Origin of the sequence: Corynebacterium sp. Marseille-P8863, from assembly GCF_946902955.1 — a bacterium.
GTDB classification, from domain to species: Bacteria; Actinomycetota; Actinomycetes; order Mycobacteriales; family Mycobacteriaceae; genus Corynebacterium; species Corynebacterium gottingense.
Map to the genome: position 1 here is coordinate 75,202 of NZ_CAMPQC010000003.1, position 21,464 is coordinate 96,665.

Below are 21,464 nucleotides of genomic sequence, written 5' to 3' on the forward strand. Positions count from 1 at the left end.
CGCTTACTTGTTCTTTGCCTTCGCGCGGGAACGTGCGCGGCCGCGCTCGGTGGCGTCGAGGATGATCTTGCGCACGCGCATGGCCTCCGGGGCAACCTCGACGCACTCGTCGTCGTCACAGAACTCGATGGCCTCGTCCAGGGACAGGGTGCGCGCCTTCGCCAGGGTGACGGTCGCGTCCGCGGTGGCGGAGCGCATGTTGGTCAGCTTCTTTTCCTTGGTGATGTTGACGTCCATGTCCTCGTCGCGGTTGTTCGCGCCGACGACCATGCCCTCGTACGCCTCGGCGCCCGGCTCGACGAAGAAGTCGCCACGGTCTGCGAGGTTCTGCAGCGCGTACGCGGTGACCTGGCCGGAGCGGTCGGCCACGAGCGAGCCGGTCGGGCGGCCCTTGATCTCGCCGGCCCACTGGCGGTGCTCGATGGAGTACGAGTTGGCAATGCCAGCGCCGCGGGTCTCGGTGAGGAAGGTGGTGCGGAAGCCGATGAGGCCGCGCGACGGCACGTCGAACTCCATGCGGACCCAGTCGCCGGAACCGGCGTTGCCCATGGTCGTCATCTGGCCCTTGCGGTTGGCCATGAGCTGGGTGACGGCACCCTGGTGCTCGGACGGGACGTCAATGATCATGTGGTCGTACGGCTCGTAGGTCTTGCCGTCGACCTCCTTGGTCACCACCTGCGGCTTGCCCACGGTGAGCTCGAAGCCCTCGCGGCGCATCGTCTCAATGAGCACGGTCAGCGCCATCTCGCCACGGCCCTGGACCTCCCAGGCGTCCGGGCGCTCGGTCGGCAGCACCTTAATGGAGACGTTACCGATGAGCTCCTGGTCGAGTCGGGCCTTGACCATACGCGCGGTGAGCTTGTCGCCGCCGTTACGGCCGGCCATCGGGGAGGTGTTCACGCCGATGGTCATGGAGATCGCCGGGTCATCGATCTTGATGCGCGGCAGCGGCTCGACGTGCTCCGGGTCGCACAGCGTATCGCCGATCATGATCTCGTCGATACCGGAGACCGCGGCGATGTCGCCGGCAACCACGTCGTCGGTCGCCGGGACGCGGTCGAGCCCCTCGGTGACCAGCAGCTCGGCGATCTTCACGTTCTTCACGTGCTGCTCGCCCTCGGCGTCGTAGTGCACCCACGCGACGGTGTCGCCCTTCTTCACGGTGCCCTTGTACACGCGGATCAGCGCGATACGGCCGAGGAAGGAGGAGGAGTCCAGGTTGGTCACCTGGGCCTGCAGCGGCGCGTCGATCTCGGCGGACGGCTCCGGCAGGGTGTCGTAAATGACGTCGAAGAGCGGTTGGAGGTCCTCATTCTCCGGGACGTTGCCGTTGCCCGGGTTCTCCAGCGACGCGCGGCCCTCGCGGCCGGAGGCGTAGAGCACCGGCAGCTCGAGCAGGTTCTCGGCGGCCTCTGCGGCCTCCGGGTCTTCCAGGGACGCGCCGAGCTCGAGGAGAAGGTCCTGTGCTTCCTCCACGACTTCGTCGATACGCGCGTCCGGGCGGTCGGTCTTGTTCACGCAGATGATCACCGGCTTCTTGGCCTCGAGGGCCTTGCCAAGGACGAAGCGGGTCTGCGGGAGGGGGCCCTCGGAGGCGTCGATAAGCAGCACCACGCCGTCCACCATGGACAGGCCGCGCTCGACCTCGCCGCCGAAGTCGGCGTGGCCCGGGGTGTCGATAACGTTGATGACCAGGTCGCGGCCGTCCTTGCCCTTGCCCTTACGGCGAATCGCCGTGTTCTTGGCCAGGATGGTGATGCCACGCTCGGATTCAAGCTCGCCGGAGTCCATCACACGGTCGCCGTGCTCGCCGTGGTCGCCGAACACACCGGACTGCTCCAGCATGCCGTTCACCAGGGTGGTCTTGCCGTGGTCAACGTGGGCGACGATGGCGACGTTACGAAATTCAGGATGCGACACTGATCCGGTGCTCCTTATACATAGGCGGTAGAACGCTTAAACCTTACCCCTGCCGCGCCCAACTCGCACGTTTGGAGCATTTCGCTTATCGACGCCCCTCCACCCCACCTTGACAGTGTGACAAAAGTGACTACTGTTGCTGTAGCTGCGCAAGGTGCGGGTGTGTTGCGCGCGTTCGTGCGCGCCAGACCCCGCGTCGAGCCCCCAGCCCCGAGACCCCGAAGGAAGACGTCACCGCCGTGCGAACCACCGCCATCGCCGCTGCTAGCGCACTTGCCGCCGCCACGCTCGCCGTCGCCCCGGCCGCGCACGCCGCCCCCTCCGCGGGGCCCATTACCGTCGGCTCCACGACGTCCTCAAACCCGCTCGACTCGCTGGGCCGCCCCAACGACGAGACCATTGCGCGCGTCGAGGCGTTTGCCAGCCAGCCGTTCGTCCCCGCTGACGCGGCCAACCTGCTGCGCACCGCCCTCGCCTTCTACGCCGGCCAGGGCGAGCTCGGCGGCCCCGAGTTGCCGCAGGACGCCCCCGCGTTCACGCAGTTCGCCTGGCCGACCGTCTCCTCCAACTGCATCGGCCCCGGTATGCACTCCACCGCCTCCGCGCTCGTGGTCCCCGGCCCCGCCACGAGCCCCCAGCCTGGCGCGGCCGCGGGCGAGGCCACATTCGTCTTCACGGCGCTCGGCACGCCGGCGGCGGCGCAGGACCAGGGCCTCATGAATGCGTACTGGATCAACCTGGACAATTTCCGCACCGGTGTAACACCGTTGGGCAACCACGGGATAAACCCAACAGGACCGACCACCTTGACCGGCACCGCCGCGACGGGCCCCGGCCGCGTCCTGGCAGTCATTGACGGCAGTGCCCGCACCGCCGACAACGTCTGCAAGTTCGCCCCAACCGCAGCTAGTTTCCACGTGAGGTAGTAACCATGAGCGCCGACCTTCACCCCGTGAAGCAGGAAAGCTTCGACACCGCGTCGAACACCAACACCGACCCGAAGGGCTTCCTCCGCGAGGTGGACACGTACAAGGTGACGGACTTCGGCCTCTACATGGCCCGCGGCGCGAACCACCCCCGCTTCGGCTACCTGGAGAGCTGGCTGCTGCCCGAGCTTGGTTTGCGCGCCAACATCTTCCACTTCCGCGAGGGCGCGGAGAAGGAGCAAGACTTCTACTTCGACGTCGCGGACATTGACGTTGACGGCGACGTCTGGCGCACCCGCGACCTCTACGTCGACCTTGTGTCGCTGACCGGCAACCCGATCGACGTCGTGGACATCGACGAGCTTGCCGCCGCCTGCTCCGCCGGCCTCATCACCGCCGAAGAAGCCGAAAAGGCGATCGACGTCACTCTACGCGCGGTCGAGGGCATCACCCGCCACGACGACGACGCGATGGAGTGGCTCCGCGCCCTCGGCATCGAGCTCACCTGGGCCGACGAGGTCGAGCTCACCCCGGTCGGCTAAACGCGCCGCACTTCCACGTCCACCGGAACACCGGCGAGCTGCGTCTCCTGCGCGGCCCACATGTCCCAATACTCGGCGTAGTACGGGTCCCGCGCAAGCGCCCGTCGCTTGCGCAAGCTCTCGTCGGCGCTCACCCGCAGCGTGTCCACGCTCCCCCGCGCCCGGGCTCTGCTTATCGACGCCCACGTGACCGCCCCCACTCCCTCCACAATCACATCCGCGCGCGGCTCAAGCGGCACCCATTCCCCTCGCCTGTCGCGCTCCCAGTCCCACCGCCAGTAGCCCGGCGAGACCGGGTCGAGGACGTCGCGGGCCACCATCGCCGCCCCCTCCGCGAGGCCCGACCAGCCCGGGTAGAAGTCGTCCAGGTGCACCACGCGAATGCCGAGTGCTGCGCCGATCTGGTTGGCCAGCGAGGTCTTTCCGGCGCCGGAGGGGCCGTCGATAAGCAGCGTGTACGGCACTTAGCCCACCGCCCACACCGGGCGAAATTCCCCGGCCACAGAGGCTGCGCCGAGCGCGACGGCGGCGAGCGCCACGCACACCGCGAGCACCACCCAGTCGCGCGCGTGCATCTTGGACTCGCGCGCCCACGTGCGCGCCCCCGTCCGCCCGAACGCACGCGCCTCCATGGCGGTGGCGAGCTTGCCGGCGCGGCGCAGCGACATTACGAGCAGACCGAAGGCCAGCGAAAACGCGTAGCGCACCCGGTTCATGTCCGCGATCCCGCGCGAGCGGCGCGCCCGCCGCATCGCCTCCACGTCCTCGCGTAGCAGCGTGAGCATGCGCAGCGCGGCGACTGACCCCAGCACAAAGCGCGCGGGCAGACGCAGCACCTGGGCGAGTCCGTCGCCAAGATCCGTCGGGTCCACATCGGCCGAGAGCACCACCACCGGCAGCGCCACCGCCAGCACGCGCAGCGTAATCGCCCACGCCAGCGACAGCGACAGCTCCGAGACCTGGATCAACCCGTAATCCAGGTACACCTCGCCACCCGACTGGCCGTACAGCGCCATCGGAATACCCGCGACCGGGGCGAGCAGGAGAATCGGCCAGGCGCGGCGCGCGAACCGGCCGTAGCCCACCCCGCACAGCGGCGCGAGTACGAGCGTCGCCACAATCGCGACGGTCGCAGAGACCCAATCGATGCTCACCAACAGCGGCGTCGTCATCAGCGCAAGGCCCAGGATGCGGGTGACCGGGTTCATCCCATCGAGCAGGTTCACGATGCGGCCTCCGGTTCCAAGCGGATGATGTGGTCGCCGAGCGAGTCGATGAACACCTCGTCGTGCGTAATCGACACCACTGTCACGCCGTTGTTGGTCAGCTCGCGGATCAGCCGCGCCAGCTCGGCAAAGGTGCGGTCGTCTTGGCCGAACGTGGGCTCGTCGAAAAGCACGAGGCTCGGCGCGTTGACCAGCGCGGTCGCCACCGACAGCCGGCGCTTCTCCCCGCCCGAGAGGGTAAACGGGTTCGCGCCGACGAGGTGCTCGAGGCGCAGCCGCCGCAACAGCTCGTCGACGCGCGCCTGCGACGCGCCGGACAGGGCCATCTCCTCGCGCACCGTCGAGGTGACAAATTGGTGCTCCGGTTCCTGGAAGACGAAGCCGATGCGCTCGGCGAGCTGCGCCGACTTCCAGCGGATCGCTGGCGTGGTCAGCCCACGGGTGATCGATTCCGCGTAGATGATCTCGCCCGCCTTCGGCGCATCCAAGCCCGCCAACACGTGCGCGAGCGTCGTTTTGCCGACCCCGTTCGGGCCCGTGATCACGGTCGACGCACCCTCGGGGATGGCCAGGTCGGGCTGCCGGCCTACGCGGGTGTGCACGCCGCGCGTCGTCAGCGCCGCTGGAGTTGCGCTCGGCACGCCGCGTGCGGGAGGCAGCTGCGGGGCGCCGGGCAGCTTGTCGACGCCCACCTCTTCCACCCCTCCGTCACCCAAGTGCAACACGCGCGTGGCGAAGTGCGCCCACGGCCGCGGGCGGTGCTCCACGACGATGAGCGTGGCGCCGGTGTCGTTGCACACCCGCTCCACCGCAGCGATGACCTCGTCGCGACCCGCCGGGTCCAGGTTGGCGGTCGGCTCGTCGAGGATGAGGATGTCCGCGCCCATCGCCAGCACGCCGGCGAGCGCGAGGCGCTGCTTCTGCCCGCCCGAGAGGTAGGCGGTGTTGTGATCCAGCGGCACGTCAAGGCCCACTGCGTCGAGGGAGGCGCGCACCCGCTGCCAGATCTCCTCGCGGGGCACGCCGAGGTTCTCCGCGCCGAAGGCGACGTCGTCGCCCACGCGGGTGAGGATGGTCTGCGCCTCCGGGTCCTGCATCACCATGCCGACCGTGCCGTCGACGGTCAGCGTGCCGGTGCTGTGGCCGTCCTCGTCGTCGCCGCCCGCCAGACCGGCGAGCACGGCAAGCAGCGTCGACTTCCCGGAGCCGGAGTCGCCGGTGAGGATGACGCGCTCTCCGCGCTCGATGCGCAGGTCCACGCCCGTGAACGCGGGCTCGGCGCGGGTGGCGTACTGGTAGCTCAGGCCCTCGGCCAGGATCGCGGGCATCTAGCGGCCCGGGTTCGGCGCGCCTGCCTGTGCGCGCAGCCGTTCACGGCCCGCGCCGAAGCGATCCAGCGCGCCGGTCTTCGCCAGCGCCTTGACCAGGACGAAGCCGAGCAGGCCCGCGAGCACCGCGCCGGAGATGGCCGTGCACACGAGGTAAATCAGGTTGTAGCTCAGGCTCATCGCCAGGTTCCCGGAGGTGAACAGCTCGAGCACGAACGCGCCCACGCCCGCACCGATGCCGGAGAGCACCGCGACGTCCAGCGAGAAGCGCTTGTACATAAAGATGAGGAAGATGAGCTCCGCGCCGAAGCCCTGGGCAAGTCCGGAGTACACGGTCTCGATCGCCCACTGGCTGCCCAGCAGCGCGGAGACCGACGCCGCGAGTACCTCCACGAACACGGCCGCGCCCGGCTTGCGGATGATAAGCCCGCCCAGCACGCCGCCGATCAGCCAGATGCCGGTAAACAGGCCGCCGAGGCCGGGGGTGACGGCGTCGATAGCCTTGTAGCCCGCGTAACCCACACCGTTCCACAGCACGAACAGCAGGCCGCAGGCCACGCCGAGGACGGCGGCGGTGACAATATCGATCACGCGCCAGGAGTTGGATTTCGGCGCCGCAGCGCGGGCAGGGGTCGCAGTCATGCGAATCTTCCTTCCTTATCGCCGGTATTACCCGGATCAGGTTCGACGGTTTACCGCGTATCGCGGAATCTCAGCCAGGCGCGCGCCCAGCTCCCGTGTAGTGCACCATTAGCGTACCCGAGCGCAACGGGGCCGCCGGAACCGCCCGATTCGTGCGGAGTGGGCGGGGGCGGGTGATCGTCGATAAGCTTGGAGCGCTGTCAACAGAAAGGTAAGAATATGGCTGGTGGCCTCCTCGCACTGCTTGACGACGTCGCGCTGATCGCGCGCACCGCCGCTGCATCAACAGACGACGTGGCCGCGATGACCGCGAAAACCTCGAGCAAGGCGGTCGGCGTCATCATCGACGACGCCGCCGTGACCCCGCAGTACGTCTCAGGCGTCACGCCCGCGCGCGAGCTGCCAATGATCTGGAAGATCACCAAGGGCTCGCTGCGTAACAAGCTGCTCATCATCCTGCCGATCGCGTTGCTCCTCAACGCGGTCGCGCCGTGGGCGCTCGTGCCGCTCCTCATGGTCGGCGGCACCTACCTCTGCTTCGAGGGCGCCGAAAAGATCGTGCACAAGCTCACCGCTGACGACAAAGCCGAGCAGGAGCGCGCGGCGAACAAGTCGGCTGCGGACGAAGACTCGCTGGTGAAGTCCGCCATTACGACCGACCTCATCCTCAGCGCCGAAATCATGATCATCTCGCTCGATGAGGTCGCCGACCAGCCCATCTGGATGGAAGCAGCCGTCCTCATCGCGGTGGGCTTTTTCCTTACCGTGCTGGTCTACGGTGCCGTTGCGCTGCTGGTGAAAGTCGACGACATCGGCCACGGCATGATCGAACGCGGCCGCACGCCAGGACTCGGCCGCGCGCTGGTCAAGGGCATGCCGTACGTGCTCGCCGCGATCGGCATCATCGGCACCGTCGCCATGCTGTGGGTCGGCGGACACCTGATCATCCGCGGCTTCCACGAGGTCTTCGGCTGGCACTGGCCGCACGACCTCATCGAGCGCGGCGTCGAGGCCGTCGGCGGCGGCGCGCTCGGCTGGCTCGTCGACACCGGCATCTCCCTGGTCACCGGCCTCATCGTGGGGCTCATCGTGCTGGCCATTGTCTCCGGCGTGAAGAAGGTGCTGCCGTCTCGCGACAAGGAAGCGGGGCACCAGGCCGCGTAGTGTGTCGGAGCGCCTAAAGTAAACGGCAACGAACGACACAAGCCGAAGGAGGCCAAGGCCGTGGGACTCCAGCGCTACCCCCTCTCCCCCGCTATCTGGGGCGCGGGCGAAGAGATCCGGCTCACCCACGTGGTGCAGGCCGCGCTCTTCACCGACTTCGAAGCCAACCGCGCCACCTCGTACATCGACGTCGACCTCGAGGCGAACCCCCTGACCGGGTCGTGGCGCGTCCGCTACAACGGCGCGGTGATCGGCACCGTCCCCGCCGAGGACCGCGCCCGCTTCCCCGACATCGAACGCGTGCACAAGTCGCTGCTCCGCCCGGGCACGACCGCAGAGCTGCGGTTCAACGCCGCCACCGGCCAGTTCGACGTGGCCGTGATCCTGCCTCCCACCCAGCTCGCCGTGCCACGCAACGACACCCCGGCCGGCGCGTGGGTCCTCCCGCCCGGCGACATGATGGTCATCGACACCGCCGCGGGCGAGTTCTCCGCCGAGGAGCTGGAGATGCTCTCCCCCGGCCAGTGGCTCGTGGCCCTGCACCGCATCGCCGACACCGTCGTCGCGGTCTACGACGGCCGCGTGCTCGGCGGCTTCACCGGCGACGACGCGCTCGACCTCGTCGAGTTCGTCGAAGAAGCCACGGCCCTCGGCGCCCCAGAGGTCTACGCCAGGGCAGTGCTTATCGACGCCATGGCCGCCCTCGACGTCGCTTCACCGGGCGAAGGGCCCGTACTCGTCCCCGCGCTGAGCGTCCCCGACTCGCGCCCGCGCCGCCCCTGGTCCGTGGTCGACTTCCCCGACGGCTCGTGGGCTGTCACCGTGGAACACGACTACGCGACGGACCCAGACGAGGAGGTCAAGCCACTGCACACGGCGCGCTACGTCTCGCTCACCGGCGGCGACCGTCCGGCCGAGATGGCCGCGCCGACGGAGATTTTCGGCATCGTCGACGACACTCCCGCCCCCGACCCGGACCCGGAACCGGAACCAGCACCAGCGCCAGCACCGGAACCGGACCCCACGCCAACCGAATCGTTCGCGGACCTGCACAGCGCGCGCCTCGCGGGGTTCGCGCCCCAGCACTCGTGGAGCGGCGCGGGTGACTATCTCACCGAAGTGGAGAAGGTGCAGCTGCGCCGCCAACAGCGCGCACAGGCAGCGTCGGGTCTCGAGGCCGAGGGGCACCACCGCGCCCCCGACCGCACGCTGCAGCATTTCATAGCAGAGCGCGACGGAGTCACGCCGGCCGACTAGGCGGGCGTGTGTCAAATGTGGGCGAGGCGTTGTTCGCGTCTGTCGGGGTCGGCGTGATCAACCCCGCCGGGTATTCGATACCCACTCGGGCTCTGCCAGGTGATGCGCCCGCGGTGCCTGCCCATCCGGCCACGGGATGGCCTGCCGTTTTGCCGATTATGGTAGGTGCACAACCAGCACAGGTTCCCAATCTCCGTCCCACCCCCGCTGGCCCACTCGGTGAGATGGTGTGCCTCGGAGACATCCGCCGGCTGGTGGCAATCCGCCCAGGCGCATGTCGGCCCGTCCGCACTCATCAACAGCCGCAGCTCCCGGGTCGCCCGCCTCGGGTTGGCCGGGTCATCCCCAGCCAGCGTGGTCGCATACAGGTTGACCGGCCCGTCAGTCGGCGAGATCAGCGCGATGTAGCCCGCCTTGTTGAGCTTCCGGTTGACCAACTCGGCACCGTCAAGCCACTCGCCGTTGGTCAGCTGCACCTGGATCTCGGCGGCGTTGTTGGGGTGGGTGCGCCAGGTGGCGAACTCGCCGATGTCCATGTTGAGCACCGTGGTGATCGCAGGTGCGGCAGCACGGGTGGTGGCATCACCGGTCAGCCAGGCTGCCGGGTCAAGGCGTGCTGCGTGGTAGGCGGCGAGCACGTCGCTGGTACGCCCCGTTACATGCAGGGTGGACAGGCCCTTGTCGTGGTAGGTGATGTGTGCTTTCGGTGCCCGCGGTGGAGGTGGGGCGAGTGTCTTTTTCAGTTTCTTCGCCGCGCGCATGATGGTGCGCAAATCGCCGTGGGTCTCGCACAGGGTGGTGCGGTATTTCCAGCGTGCGGCGTCGGTGGGCAGGCTGCGAGAGGAGCGGGCGATAAAAGCAAGGGTGTCGATCCGGTGGCTGCGGCTGCGTGCGGCGTCGACGCAGGCGGTCTGCGCCCGGCGGTTGCGTACCGGGGCGAAGAAGACCTCGGCGGCGGTGGTCAGTTGGGCGGCGCGGTCGGGGTCCATACCGCGGGAGATCAGGGTCTCGGCGCTTGACGACGCGGCCGCGGCAACAAGGTCGATGCCGCGGCTGTCGAGGGTGATCAGGTCGTCGAGAAGCGTCATGCCACACAGCATAAACTCCCCTGACCTGCGGGTTCAATGGTTTGTGAGAAGGATTCCACTTTCGGCCAACCAGGGAACCGGCGGGGTGTTTCCAACGTCTAATTAGGTTTCGGGATTTCAACGCAGCGCCCGGAGGTTGCCGTCGAGGCGGCGGGTGATGCCGTGGGCGTCGAGAAGCTCGAGCAGCGGAATCGCCACGCGGCGGGTCGTGTCCCACGCGCGGCGCGCCTGCGAGGCGGTGAAGGGCGAGTCGAGGTCGCGCAACAGCTCCGCGGCGCGAGCGGGGGCCGAGGCGAGCAGTACGACGCCGTCGCCGAGGCGCACGATGCGGCCGGCGCGCTCCGCCGCCGCCAACTCCTTCTCGCCCACGTTCCAGCGCGCGAGGTCCGCCGCCTCCGGCGCGCGGAACGGCTGGGCGCGCAAGCGCTCCTCCAGGCGGGCCACGCCCGGCCCCAGGTCCCGCTGCGCGCCGCTGGTCACCACTCCGCCGGCGAGCGTGAGCTTGGCCGCCGCGGCCGCCAGCGCGAGCAGCTTCGGGTCGGGCAGCCCAAGCAGGTCGGACGCCGCGCCAGCCGAGAGGCCCGCGGAGAGCGGGTTGTCGCGCTCGTGCTCCGCCACCGCCGCCGCCAGCTCGCGCTTCCACGCCATCACCTGGCTCGCGCGGACCCAGTACCCGGCGAACGCCACCGCGCCCACCGGCGGCGCCGCCGGCACGTCGAAGCCGAGCCGAGCCAGGTGCGCGGGCGTGACCGCCACGCGCCGCGCAATCTCCGCATCCAACAACGGCAGCGCGGGCAGCTGCTCGGAGCGGCGCCTGCCGTCGCCGCGGCGCCGCAGCTCCGGCGGGTCCGCGTCGACCACGCGCACGCCCGCCAAGATGTGCTGTGCGCCGGGACCGCGGAGCACGAGCGCGTCGCCGAGCGTCAGGGACAGCGGCCGGTCGAGCACCAGCCGCACGTAGTCGGCGCCGAACGGCCGCACCTTCGCCGGGATCTGCGCGGTGCCGACGTGCGCGACCAGTTCGTGCGGGAGGTTGGTGGCAGGTTGGCCGGTGGTGATGTGGGCGTCGATAAGCGAGGTCTGCTCCCACGCGCCCGGGGTGCACAGCGCGTCGCCGCGACCGAGGTCCTCGGCGCTGACCCCGCGCAGGTTGAGCGCGACGCGCATCGCGGGGGCAGCCGCGCCGATCGGCGTGTCCTCGGACTGGATGCCGCGCACCTGCACGTCCCGCGCGCCGAGCCGCAGCGTGTCGCCAGGGCGGATCGTGCCCGCGGTGAGCGTGCCGGTGACCACGGTGCCCGCCCCCTTGATGGTGAATGCGCGGTCGACCCACAGTCGCACGCGCGCGTCCGGGTCGGGCCGCGGCGCATTTCGCAGCTTATCGACGCACACGCGCCCCAACTCCACCATCCCCTCGCCCGTGTGCGCTGAGACCTCGACGACCGGCGCGCCCTCCAGCGTGGTGCCGGCGACGTGGCGCGCGATCTCGGCGCGCACCTCGTCTCGGCGCGCGCGGCCGGCGCGATCGGCCCTGGTCATCGCGATGACTGCGTCGGTGATGCCGAAGGCGTCGATGGCGGCGGCGTGGTCGGTGGACTGCGCCATCCACCCCTCGTCGGCCGCGACGACGAAGAGGACGGCGGGCGCGGGGCCGACGCCGGCGAGCATGTTGGCAATGAAGCGCTCGTGGCCGGGCACGTCGACGAAGGCCACGTCGACGGGGTCGCCGGCTCCCTGCGGCAGGCGCGCCCAGACGAAGCCGAGGTCGATGGTGAGTCCGCGCTGCTTCTCCTCTTCCCAGCGGTCCGGCTCCATCCCGGTGAGCGCCTTGACCAGGGTGGACTTGCCATGGTCGACGTGGCCCGCGGTTGCCATGACGTACGTCGGGGGCGTCATTGCTGCCCCGCTTCGGCGACGGCGCGGGCGAGCTCGGCGTCCCGCGCGGGTGGGATGCAGCGCAGGTCGAGCAGCAGCGCGCCGTCGTGGACGCGGCCGAGGACGGCGGGGCGTTGGAGGCGGAGTGGCTCGGCGAGCGACTGGTCAACCGCCACCGCCCAGCCGGCGAGCGGCACGCCGGGCGCTCCCCCGCCGCCGACGCGGCCGTCGTGCGGCACGACGCACGCCTCCGTGCCGCCTTCCCGCAGCGCCGCGGCGAGCGCGTCGGCGCGGGTGCGCAGCTTGTCGGGGTCGGCGTGCAGCGCCGCTGAGGTGGGTGTGTTCCGCAGCCGGACGGTCGCTTCGAGCGCGGCGAGGCGCAGCTTGTCCACGCGCACCGCGCGCGCCAGCGGGTGCCGCCGCAGCCGCTCGACGGCGTCCTTGCGCCCCAGGATCACGCCCGCCTGCGGCCCGCCGAGCAGCTTGTCGCCGGAGAAGAGGACGATGTCGGCGCCGGCGCGCAGCGCGGTGGTGGCGTCGGGCTCGTCGGGAAGCGCCGGGTCCGGGTGCAGCAGCCCGGAGCCCGTGTCCACGATGAGGGACAGCTCGTGCGCGTCGGCGATGTGGCGCAGCTGAGCCACGCTCGCCTCGGCGGTGAAGCCGTGGACTCGGTAGTTGGACGGGTGCACCTTCAGGATGGCGCTCGCGCCCGCGGCGGCGCGCTCGTAGTCGTGCGGGTGCGTCCGGTTCGTTGCGCCCACCTCGACGAGCTCGACGCGGGCCGACTCGATGAGCTCCGGCAGGCGGAACCCCGCCCCGATCTCGATGAGCTCGCCCCGCGAGATGAGCACGCGGCCGTGCTCCGCCAGCGCCGCGTTGGCCAGCAGGAGCGCGCCCGCGCCGTTGTTGACCACCAGCGCATCCTCCGCCGCCGGGCACGCCGCGAGCAGCGCGTCGCGCGCGCCCGCCCCGCGGTTGCGCGACCTGCGGCCGGTCGCGAGGTCCATCTCCACGTCCACGTAGCCCGCGGCGTCGACGAGGGCGTCGACGGCCTCCGGCGCGAGTGCCGCGCGCCCCACGTTGGTGTGCACCACCACGCCCGTCGCGTTGAGCACCGGCGTCATGGAGGCGACGCCCTTGGCAACCAGGGCGAGGAAGTAGGCCTCGGCGGCGTGGGGTGGGATAAGGCGGCGTCGACAAGCGTCTTGCGTTGTGCGCGCGAGGGACTTGAGCGCGTGCGCGGCGAGCGGCGTGTCCTGCGCCAACGCCAGCAGCGCGTCGGTGCGGGGGATGTGGCGGCGCGGGTCGGTCAAGCTCGTGTCCTCCTCGAAAAGCGTGGCGGAGACGGACAGGAATCGAACCTGCCAGGTCGAGCTGCTCGGCCTCACCAGTTTTGAAGACTGGGGCGCCCACCAGGACACGTACGCCTCCGCGCAAAACGCTACCATAGGCCACATGAGCACCACGAACCCCAAGATTCGCCTCACCCAATTCGCCGCCGGCGGCGGCTGTGCCTGCAAGATCCCGCCCGGCGAGCTGGAAGACGCCGTCAAGGGCCTCGTCGGCGTGCACGACCCCAGCGTGATCGTCGGCCTGGACGACGGCGATGACGCCTCCGCGATCCGCGTGCGCGACGACCTTGCCGTCATTTCCACCGCCGACTTCTTCACCCCCGTCGTGGACGACGCGTACACCTGGGGAAAGATCGCCGCGGTCAACGCGCTTTCCGACGTCTACGCCATGGGCGGCACCCCCATCACCGCGATCAACCTGCTTGGCTGGCCGCGCGACGTCCTGCCGCAGGAGCTCATCCGCGAGGTCCTCCACGGCGGGCTCGACGGCGCGAGCGCTGCCGGCATCTCTGTCACCGGCGGGCACTCCATCTCCGCACCCGAACCGATCTACGGCATGTCCGCCACCGGCACGATCGACCCCGCACGCCTGATGCGCAACGACGCCGCCGCCCCGGGCCTGCCGATCACGCTGACCAAGCCGATCGGCTCGGGCCTGCTGAACAACCGCCACAAGGCCACCGGCGAGTGGTTCGACGAGGCGGTCGAGGTCATGACCACGCTCAACCGCGACGCCTCCCGCGCCGCCGTCGACGCCGGTGTGCGCGCCGCTACCGACGTCACCGGCTTTGGCCTACTCGGCCACCTGTACAAGATGGCGCGCGCCTCCGGCGTCGACGCGGTCATCGACCACACGAAGGTGCCGCTTATCGACGGCGCGCGTGACACCCTCGCGCAAGGCTTCATCCCGGGCGGTTCGCAGCGCAACCTGGACTGGGTGCGCCCGCACGTAGATGCTGACGGCATCAACGAAGAAGAATTGCTCCTGCTCGCCGACGCGCAGACCTCCGGCGGCCTCCTGGTTATCGGCGAGGTGCCCGGCTACCCCATCATCGGCGAAACCACCGAGGGCACCGGGCGCGTGCGCGTGCGCTAGCTAGGACGCGGTGGTGATGGAGTCGCCGACCTGTCCGGCCTCCTGCCGGGCGCGCAACCTGGCGCGCTGCGGCTCCACCACGTATTTCGGGTCCTCGGTGGAGCGCTTGCCCGCGGCAATGATGCCGAAACGGGTCAGGCACGACGCCGCCGCCAGCGCGACACCGCTCGCCGCCGCGACCGCGCGGCGCTTCCCACCGAACACCGCCCCGAGCCCGCCGGCGATGACCAACGCCTCCGCGGCCTTGAGGAACTTCCCCGCCTTGCCGTGCTCCACCGTCTCTTCCAACGGTTCGGTCAGCCTGCGGGTGAGCACTGACGACGCCACCACGTCCGCCACCGCACCAACCCCGGCCAGCGCGCGGGCCGGGCCGTTGTTCGCGGTGGAAGTCGTCACCAACGCAGCACCCGCGGACGCGCACGCCGCCGAGGAGACGAACAGGTTGGGCAGCTCCTTGTGCGCGTCCTGCCACATGGGCACGGACGTGTTACCAAGCAGCACCGCGGTGTAGACGGCCAGTGGCGCGCCCATCAGCCCGGAGGCGACGCCGGCCGGGGTGGCCAGCGCGTGCAGGAGCTTCCGTGTCGGCCCCGGCAGCGGGGCCCGCTCGCCGGTGAGCGCGTCCGCCTCCGCCGCGGCGGCGACCATCGCGCCGCCGGAGAAGGCACCGAGGATCCAGGACCCCACCGACATCGGCGAGGACAGCTTGAACACGCGGAACATGTTGAGCAGGCGCTCGGGGCGCCCGAGGTCGATGACCAGGCAGCCGGATCCCACCGCCGCGGCAACCGCCGCGGTCAGGCGCGTGTTGCGCTGCAGCTCCCTGTTGCCGGTCGCGCCGGCACCCACGGCCAGCAGCGAGGACCCGCCCGCCATGCCGCCCAGGAATAGGTAGACGCCGATCGGCCATTCCCACGGCGGGAATTTCACAATCGGCCGCCCGTAGTAGGAGTCGTACTGCTCAAAGTCCGCGCGCGGCACCATGAGCTCCTCGCCGCGCCGCCGCTTCTTGCCGCCGTAGCGGGTCGAGCCGCCCCGTCGCTTCGGTCCGCGCGGCGGCTCCGGTGGGCGGAAGGAATCGAACTCTGCCATCTACTTTCCTCCGATCACGAATGCCGCCGCGGCGGCGCCGACGAGCCCCGCGGCCGCGACGACGGCCCGCTTGGCCATCTCGGGCAGGTTTGCGGTGGGCACCTCGGGGTCCGGCGGCAGGCCGTAGACCTCGGGGGCGTCGAGAAGCAGGAAGATCGAACCGGTGCCGCCGACGCCATCGTCGCTGTTGGCGCCGTAGAGGCGTGCCTCGGTCATGCCCTGGGCGTGCAGCTCGGCCACGCGCGCCTTCGCGGCGGCGAGCATCTCGGTGTAGGTGCCGTACTGGATGGAGTTGGTCGGGCACGTCTTCGCGCACGCCGGGCCCTCGCCGACCTGCTGGCGGTCGAAGCACATCGTGCACTTCTGCGCCACGCCGACGTTCTTGATTGGCGCGACCTCGCCGACCGTGAAGTCCTCCCCCACCTTCGCGCGCTCGTTGCGCTTTTGCACTCCGCCGTCGGCGCGCCGCTCGATTACGCCGAACGGGCAGCCGGCCACGCACGTTCCGCAGCCGTTGCACACGTCGTCCTGCACCACCACGGTGCCGTGCTCAGTGCGGAACAGCGCGCCCGTCGGGCACACATCCAGGCAGCCCGCGTTGGTGCAGTGCTTGCACACGTCCGAGGACATCAGCCAACGGAAGTCCGGGGTGTCCGGCAGCTGGGACTCATGCCTATCGACGCCACCGTCACCCTCCCCCGATGCTCCCGATGCACCCGGCATCCCCGGCATTCCGAGTGTGACCAGCTTCTTGCCTTCCTCGCGGGCCTGCTGGATCTGCTCCTCGCTCTGTTCGATGAACGCCACGTGGCGCCACGTGTTCGCCCCGAGGGAGCCGGTGTTGTCGTACGACATGCCCGACATGGCGTAGTCGCCGTCCTGCGGGTTGCGGTTCCACTCCTTGCAGGCCACCTCGCAGGCCTTGCAGCCGATGCAGATTGAGGTGTCGGTGAAAAACGCTTTGCGCTGCTCACCGTCGTAGCCCACATTGGAGGGCGATTCTGTGATCCGGTTTTTCGTCTGCAACTGGTCTTAGCCCTCCTGGTTCGACATGTTGTGCTTCGTGGGGTCGTCCTTGGCTGCCGAGGCGTCGCCTTGTCCCTGGCGGACGGCGGCCTGCGACGTGGCGTCGTGAAGCACTGTGCCCGTGTTCTCGTCCAGGCCGGCGCGCTGCTGGTACTCGCGCACCAACTCGACGCGCGCGGCACCGCGGGGCCGGCGGCCGGGGCGGATGTCCACGGCCGAGACCTTGGAGGCCTGGATGTTCACGTTCGGGTCCAGCATGATGCCCAGCAGGTCGTTCGGCCCGTCGCCAGCCACCTCAGCGTAGTTGCCGCGGCCGTAGTGGAACGGCATGCCGATCTGCTCAAACGCGCGGTCGCCGACGGTGAGCGTCTTGATGCGGTCGGTGACCAGGACGCGCGCCTCGATGGCGTTACGCGGCGAGATGATCGTCGCCCACTCGCCGTTGCTCAGCCCGACGCGCTCCGCCAGCTCCGGCGAGACCTCGCAGAACAGCTCCGGCTGCAGCTCCGCCAAAAACGGCAGCGTGCGCGTCATCGCGCCGGAGGTGTACATCTCGGTCAACCGGTAGGTGTTGAGCATGTACGGGTAGACGTCCGTGCCCGGCTCGCCGTAGTTCGGCGCCGACAGGTTGTGCTCCCCGCGCATCACGATGCGCGACGGCGACTGCTGCTGGCCGTAGAGCACGTTGGGGAACGGCGACTCCTGCGGCTCGTAGTGCGTGGGCATCGGGCCGTCCACCATGCCGGTGGGCGCGAAGAGCCATGCGCGGCCGTCGTCTTGCATGATGAAGGCGTCGTTGCCCGCGATAGCGGCGGGCCCCACGGCGTCGCGCTCCGGCTTATAGCCGGGGGCGCGGTCCACGGGGAAGTCCACGATGTCCTTGGAGACCCACCGCTCCTCGTCTTCATCCCACCAGGCGAGGCGCTTGCGCTCGGACCAGGGCTTACCGTCCTCGTCCGCCGATGCGCGGTTGTACAGCACGCGGCGGTTCATCGGCCACGCCCAGCCCCAGTCCAGGGCCATCTCGTCCTGCTCCTGGCCGGGGCGCTTCTTCGCCGAACGGTTCACGTCGCCGGCGAACACGCCGCAGTAGATCCAGCAGCCGGACGCCGTCGAGCCGTCCGCCTTGAGGTCTGCGAATTTGTCCACCATCTGGCCCTTGCGCGGGCCGTCGATGTAGTAGCCGTTGATCTCGCGCAGCACGGACTCGGGATCGATCTCGCCCTCGGCATCCGTCTCGTAGTCCCACGTGATCCGCTGCAGCGGGATGTCGCGCGGATCCGTCGAGTCCTTCACGCGTTCCTTGATGCGCTGCCCCAGCTCGTAGAAGAACTGCAGGTCACTGTCCGCATCCCCCGGCGCGTCCTTCGCCTTGAAGCGCCACTGCAGGAGGCGCTGGGTCTGGGTAAACGTGCCCGCCTTCTCCACGTGGTTCGCCGCCGGGAAGAGGAACACCTCCGTGTCGATCTCCTCGGTGACCAGCTCGCCGGACTTGATCTCGGGCGAGTCCTTCCAAAACGTCGCGGTCTCGATCTCTTGGAAGTCGCGCACGACCATCCACTTGAGCTTGGACATGGCCAGTCGCTGCATCCGCCCGTTCGACTGCGCAACGGCGGGGTTCTGGCCGAAGACGAAGTAGCCGTCGATAAGCCCCTGGTCCATGAGCTGCAGGGTGTGGTAGGTGGAGTGCGCGCCCGTCAAGCGCGGCATGAGGTCCATGCCCCAGTTGTTGTCCTCGGTGGCGGCATCGCCCCAGTAGGCCTTCATCAGCGAGACCGCGTAGTTCTCGCCTTGCTGCCAGAAGCCCTTCTGGTCGCGCTTGGACACGGCGTCGAGGTACTGGTCCCACGTCTGCACCGTGGACTGCGGCATGGGCAGGTAGCCGGGCAGTAGGTGGAACAGCGTGGGCACGTCCGTGGAGCCCTGGATGGAGGCGTGCCCGCGCAGCGCCATGATGCCGGATCCGGGGCGGCCCACGTTGCCCATGAGCAGCTGCAGGATCGCGCAGGTGCGGATGAACTGCGCGCCCATGGTGTGCTGGGTCCAGCCGAGTGCGTACGCGAAGCAGGTGGTGCGCTCGCGCCCGGAGTTTTCCACGATGGAGTCCGCCAGGTAGAAGAAGTCCTCCTGCGAGATACCGCAGGCCTGCTCCACCACCTCGGGCGTGTAGCGCGAGTAGTGGCGCTTGAGAATCTGGAAGACCGTGTTGGGGTCCTCCAGCGTCGGGTCCGTCTTATTGTCCCACGACACCTTCGCATCCCACGCCTTCTGCGGCTGCCACGTCGCGTTGTCGTAGGCACCGGTCTCCGGGTCGTACCCGGAGAACAGCCCGTCGAGGTCCTCGGTGTCCTGGAATTCCTCGCTGATCAGCGTCGAGGCGTTCGTGAACGCGGTGACGTAGTCGCGGAAGAACAGGTCGTTCTGCAGCACGTAGTTGATCACCGCGCCGAGCAGCACGACGTCCGAGCCGCCGCGGATGGGCACGTGCTTGTGAGCGATTGCCGACGTCCGCGTAAACCGCGGATCAACGTGAATGATCCTGGCACCGCGCGCCTTCGCCTCAATGACCCACTGGAACCCGACCGGGTGTGCCTCGGCCATGTTCGAGCCTTGGATCACAATGCAGTCCGCATTGGCCATGTCCTGCAGCGGCTGGGTTGCGCCGCCGCGTCCAAACGAGGATCCCAAACTGGGAACCGTGGACGAGTGTCATATGCGGGCCTGGTTCTCAATCTGCACCGCGCCAGAGGCGGTCCAGAGCTTTTTGATCAGGTAGTTTTCCTCGTTATCCATGGCCGCGCCGCCGAGCCCGGCGATGCCCATGGTGCGGCGCAGCGGCCGCCCTTCCTCGTCAAAATCCTGCCACCCGTTCTTGCGCGCCTCCATAAAGCGGTCGGTGACCATGTCCAGCGCGGTGTCGCGGTCCAGCGTCTGCCATTCCGTGGCACCGGGGGCGCGGTAGAGAATCTCGGTGAGGCGCCCCGGCGCGTTCACCAGCTGCTCGGAGGCAGCACCCTTGGGGCAGAGACGCCCGCGGGAGTGCGGCGAATCCGGGTCGCCCTCGATCTGGATGACTTTCTCATCCTTGACGTACACGCGCTGACCGCAGCCGACGGCGCAGTACGGGCACACGCTCTTGACCACCCGGTCCGCATCTTCAATGCGGCCCTTCAGGTCTTTGCTTTTCGACGATTCCGTATTCGCTCCACGAGCGAAAAGGTCACCGTCCCGCACCTGGCGCACCACCGGCCAGTTCAAGGGGCTGAAACGAGACATGCCCCTCAGATTAGCCAAGTTTCGCGCCTTCGACGAGTTTCACACCCGATACACAGACACGTGGTACCCCCGTTTCACAATGCCCTACGCAATCGCAGCCACTTTGATACATTCATTGTGCTTCTTATAAGTGCCCTTACTCACCCCAAGTTTGAACAGAGACAGCATGCACTCCTCTTCCCGCCGCCGCGCACTGCTGTGCGCCGCCGTCGCCAGTTCCATCGCCCTCTCCTCAGTCGCCGCCCCGCAGGCAGCCCAGGCGCAGAAGATTCAGCTTGAAGGCCCGGCTGACTTCTTGGATACCCTGGACAATGCAGAGGAGACGAGCGATGCGATCAGCTCCGACCCTGAATCCGCGGCGGAACTGCACGTCGAGAACTTTGCCGGCCAGGCGGCCGTAAATACCTCCCGCCCGGTGGCGATGCCAAACGGCACGACTGTCCAGGTCAAGGGCGACATCCTCGGCCCCTGGACGGAGGGCATCGGGATGGGCGCGACCGACCTCGGCGTGATGGCGCCGCTGGATGACCGCGAGTACGCGATGGTCTTCGGCGATTCCTTCACCGGCAAGGCGTTTGGCAAGGGCACCTGGATGAGCCCCACCGGCGTCATCGCCCAAACCGACAGCGACGGCTTCGTTACTGTTCAGCGGCCGATGAACAGCGGCAGCAAGGTGGAAAAGCTGATCAGCTACTACCAGGAGGGCAACCTCACGCTCATCCCGTCGGACATCATCAATATCGACGGCACGCTGTACATGCAGGCGATGTGGAACAACGGCATCGGCAACGTGAGCAACACCCAGATCTGGAAGTCCACGTCCCGCGGCCGCGAGTGGACGTCGATCGGCTACACCGGCAACAGTTACATGGGCGGCATGGGCGACCTGATCAGCTGGGAGGAGGGCGACGACGGCTACATCTACGCCGTCTCCTCCTCCTTCAAGCGCGCCGACCCGGTCTACCTGTCCCGCTTCAAGCTCGAGGACATCGACGATCGCACGAAGTGGGAGCTCTACGACCCGGACACGGACAACTGGACCGATGAGGCCGCCCCGATCCTGTCCAAGAACGTCCAGGCCGGTGAGATGAACCTGCGCTACATCCAGGGGTACTGGGTGCTGGTGATGTTCAATGACGCGACCGACGCGATCGAGGTGCGCATCTCGGACACGCTGGAGCGCGACTGGAACGACGTGCCGGTCTCCACCATTGCCAAGGCGGGAAGCTGGAGCGACAAGCAGTCCCCCACCAACTGGTCGCAGCCCTACGGCGGCTACATCGTTCCGGGCTCCACCATCGACAACTTGGACGTCGTCGTCTCGCAGTGGAATACCAACACCAACAAGCGCTACATGTCCACGCAGTTCAACGTGCGCGGGCTGGACACGTTCTACGGCATCGACTCGAGCAAGCTGCCGCCGCTGCGCGAGGTAGTCCCGGCAAAGGACGAGCCGACTGGCCGCGGTAATGGTGGCGGCGGTGGCGCGTCCCTGAGCGCCAACATGGATGAAGAGACGGAGCGCATCGTCACCATCGTCGGCGTGCTTGCCGGCATCGCCGCGCTCGCCGCGATGTCCTTCCCGTACTGGCGCGGGGCGCTCCCGCCGCAGCTGCGCGAGTTCCTGCACATCTAGCTGCGCCGGGCGACGCGC

17 protein-coding genes, 1 tRNA gene and 1 riboswitch are annotated in these 21,464 nt (G+C 68.8%); of the genes, 6 read left to right on the top strand and 12 right to left on the bottom strand.

Going from position 1 to position 21,464, the window contains the following annotated elements; genetic code table 11:
* Window positions 1-3 precede the first annotated feature (3 nt).
* The gene (gene typA, locus OVO38_RS02640; protein WP_095275818.1) at window positions 4-1,920 is read right to left on the bottom strand and encodes a translational GTPase TypA; all 1,917 of its coding nucleotides are present in this window, start codon (window positions 1,918-1,920) and stop codon (window positions 4-6) included.
* Window positions 1,921-2,159: 239 nt separating this feature from the next.
* Here typA and OVO38_RS02645 point away from each other — a divergent pair, with 239 nt between their 5' ends.
* Window positions 2,160-2,846, top strand: a complete 687-nt coding sequence (locus tag OVO38_RS02645) for a hypothetical protein (protein ID WP_267207699.1) — start codon at window positions 2,160-2,162, stop codon at window positions 2,844-2,846.
* Window positions 2,847-2,851: 5 nt separating this feature from the next.
* A complete protein-coding gene (locus OVO38_RS02650) occupies window positions 2,852-3,388 on the top strand; it encodes a DUF402 domain-containing protein (RefSeq protein ID WP_267207700.1) in 537 nt (178 codons plus the stop codon).
* On the opposite strand, the gene OVO38_RS02655 is transcribed toward OVO38_RS02650, so the two are convergent.
* The 4 genes from OVO38_RS02655 to OVO38_RS02670 all read right to left on the bottom strand — a co-directional run bounded on the left by OVO38_RS02655 (window position 3,385) and on the right by OVO38_RS02670 (window position 6,584).
* Entirely contained in the window at window positions 3,385-3,852 is a 468-nt protein-coding gene (locus OVO38_RS02655; protein ID WP_267207701.1) for a hypothetical protein, read from the bottom strand. The two genes, OVO38_RS02650 and OVO38_RS02655, sit on opposite strands and share 4 nt — an antisense overlap.
* Window positions 3,853-4,614: an energy-coupling factor transporter transmembrane component T family protein gene (locus tag OVO38_RS02660; RefSeq protein ID WP_267207702.1), complete on the bottom strand. Its 762-nt coding sequence runs from the start codon at window positions 4,612-4,614 to the stop codon at window positions 3,853-3,855.
* A complete protein-coding gene (locus tag OVO38_RS02665; RefSeq protein ID WP_267207703.1) occupies window positions 4,611-5,942 on the bottom strand; it encodes an ABC transporter ATP-binding protein in 1,332 nt (443 codons plus the stop codon). The genes OVO38_RS02660 and OVO38_RS02665 overlap by 4 nt, the downstream gene beginning before the upstream one ends.
* Window positions 5,943-6,584, bottom strand: coding sequence for an ECF transporter S component (locus tag OVO38_RS02670; RefSeq protein WP_095275805.1), 642 nt, complete (start codon window positions 6,582-6,584; stop codon window positions 5,943-5,945).
* A riboswitch (TPP riboswitch) is annotated at window positions 6,578-6,691 on the bottom strand. It overlaps the preceding gene by 7 nt.
* A 112-nt stretch (window positions 6,692-6,803) precedes the next feature.
* Between OVO38_RS02670 and OVO38_RS02675 the strand changes: the two genes are divergently transcribed.
* Window positions 6,804-7,748, top strand: coding sequence for a DUF808 domain-containing protein (locus tag OVO38_RS02675; protein ID WP_267207704.1), 945 nt, complete (start codon window positions 6,804-6,806; stop codon window positions 7,746-7,748).
* A gap of 60 nt (window positions 7,749-7,808) precedes the next feature.
* Window positions 7,809-9,005, top strand: a complete 1,197-nt coding sequence (locus tag OVO38_RS02680) for a hypothetical protein (protein WP_267207705.1) — start codon at window positions 7,809-7,811, stop codon at window positions 9,003-9,005.
* An 11-nt stretch (window positions 9,006-9,016) separates the two neighbouring features.
* Here the strand turns inward: OVO38_RS02680 and OVO38_RS02685 are convergent, their stop codons facing one another.
* The 4 genes from OVO38_RS02685 to OVO38_RS02700 all read right to left on the bottom strand — a co-directional run bounded on the left by OVO38_RS02685 (window position 9,017) and on the right by OVO38_RS02700 (window position 13,399).
* The gene (locus OVO38_RS02685; RefSeq protein WP_267207706.1) at window positions 9,017-10,093 is read right to left on the bottom strand and encodes an HNH endonuclease; all 1,077 of its coding nucleotides are present in this window, start codon (window positions 10,091-10,093) and stop codon (window positions 9,017-9,019) included.
* 117 nt (window positions 10,094-10,210) lie between these two features.
* Window positions 10,211-11,989, bottom strand: coding sequence for a selenocysteine-specific translation elongation factor (gene selB / locus OVO38_RS02690; RefSeq protein WP_267207707.1), 1,779 nt, complete (start codon window positions 11,987-11,989; stop codon window positions 10,211-10,213).
* Window positions 11,986-13,281, bottom strand: a complete 1,296-nt coding sequence (gene selA, locus OVO38_RS02695) for an L-seryl-tRNA(Sec) selenium transferase (RefSeq protein ID WP_267207708.1) — start codon at window positions 13,279-13,281, stop codon at window positions 11,986-11,988. The genes selB and selA overlap by 4 nt, the downstream gene beginning before the upstream one ends.
* Window positions 13,282-13,304: 23 nt before the next feature.
* Window positions 13,305-13,399, bottom strand: a tRNA-Sec gene (locus OVO38_RS02700).
* Between the two features lie 24 nt (window positions 13,400-13,423).
* Here OVO38_RS02700 and selD point away from each other — a divergent pair.
* The gene (gene selD / locus OVO38_RS02705) at window positions 13,424-14,416 is read left to right on the top strand and encodes a selenide, water dikinase SelD (RefSeq protein ID WP_267207709.1); all 993 of its coding nucleotides are present in this window, start codon (window positions 13,424-13,426) and stop codon (window positions 14,414-14,416) included.
* On the opposite strand, the gene nrfD is transcribed toward selD, so the two are convergent.
* From nrfD to fdnG, 3 genes are read right to left on the bottom strand one after another with little or no spacing between them, the layout of a single operon-like run.
* A complete protein-coding gene (gene nrfD, locus OVO38_RS02710; protein ID WP_095535139.1) occupies window positions 14,417-15,508 on the bottom strand; it encodes an NrfD/PsrC family molybdoenzyme membrane anchor subunit in 1,092 nt (363 codons plus the stop codon).
* The gene (locus tag OVO38_RS02715; RefSeq protein ID WP_267207710.1) at window positions 15,509-16,495 is read right to left on the bottom strand and encodes a 4Fe-4S dicluster domain-containing protein; all 987 of its coding nucleotides are present in this window, start codon (window positions 16,493-16,495) and stop codon (window positions 15,509-15,511) included.
* Between the two features lie 45 nt (window positions 16,496-16,540).
* Window positions 16,541-19,810, bottom strand: coding sequence for a formate dehydrogenase-N subunit alpha (fdnG, locus tag OVO38_RS02720; protein WP_267207711.1), 3,270 nt, complete (start codon window positions 19,808-19,810; stop codon window positions 16,541-16,543).
* 166 nt (window positions 19,811-19,976) lie between these two features.
* On the opposite strand from fdnG, the gene OVO38_RS02725 reads away from it, so the two are divergent.
* On the top strand, window positions 19,977-21,446 hold the full coding sequence (locus OVO38_RS02725; RefSeq protein ID WP_240511659.1) for a DUF4185 domain-containing protein: 1,470 nt from the start codon (window positions 19,977-19,979) through the stop codon (window positions 21,444-21,446).
* Window positions 21,447-21,464 lie beyond the last annotated feature (18 nt).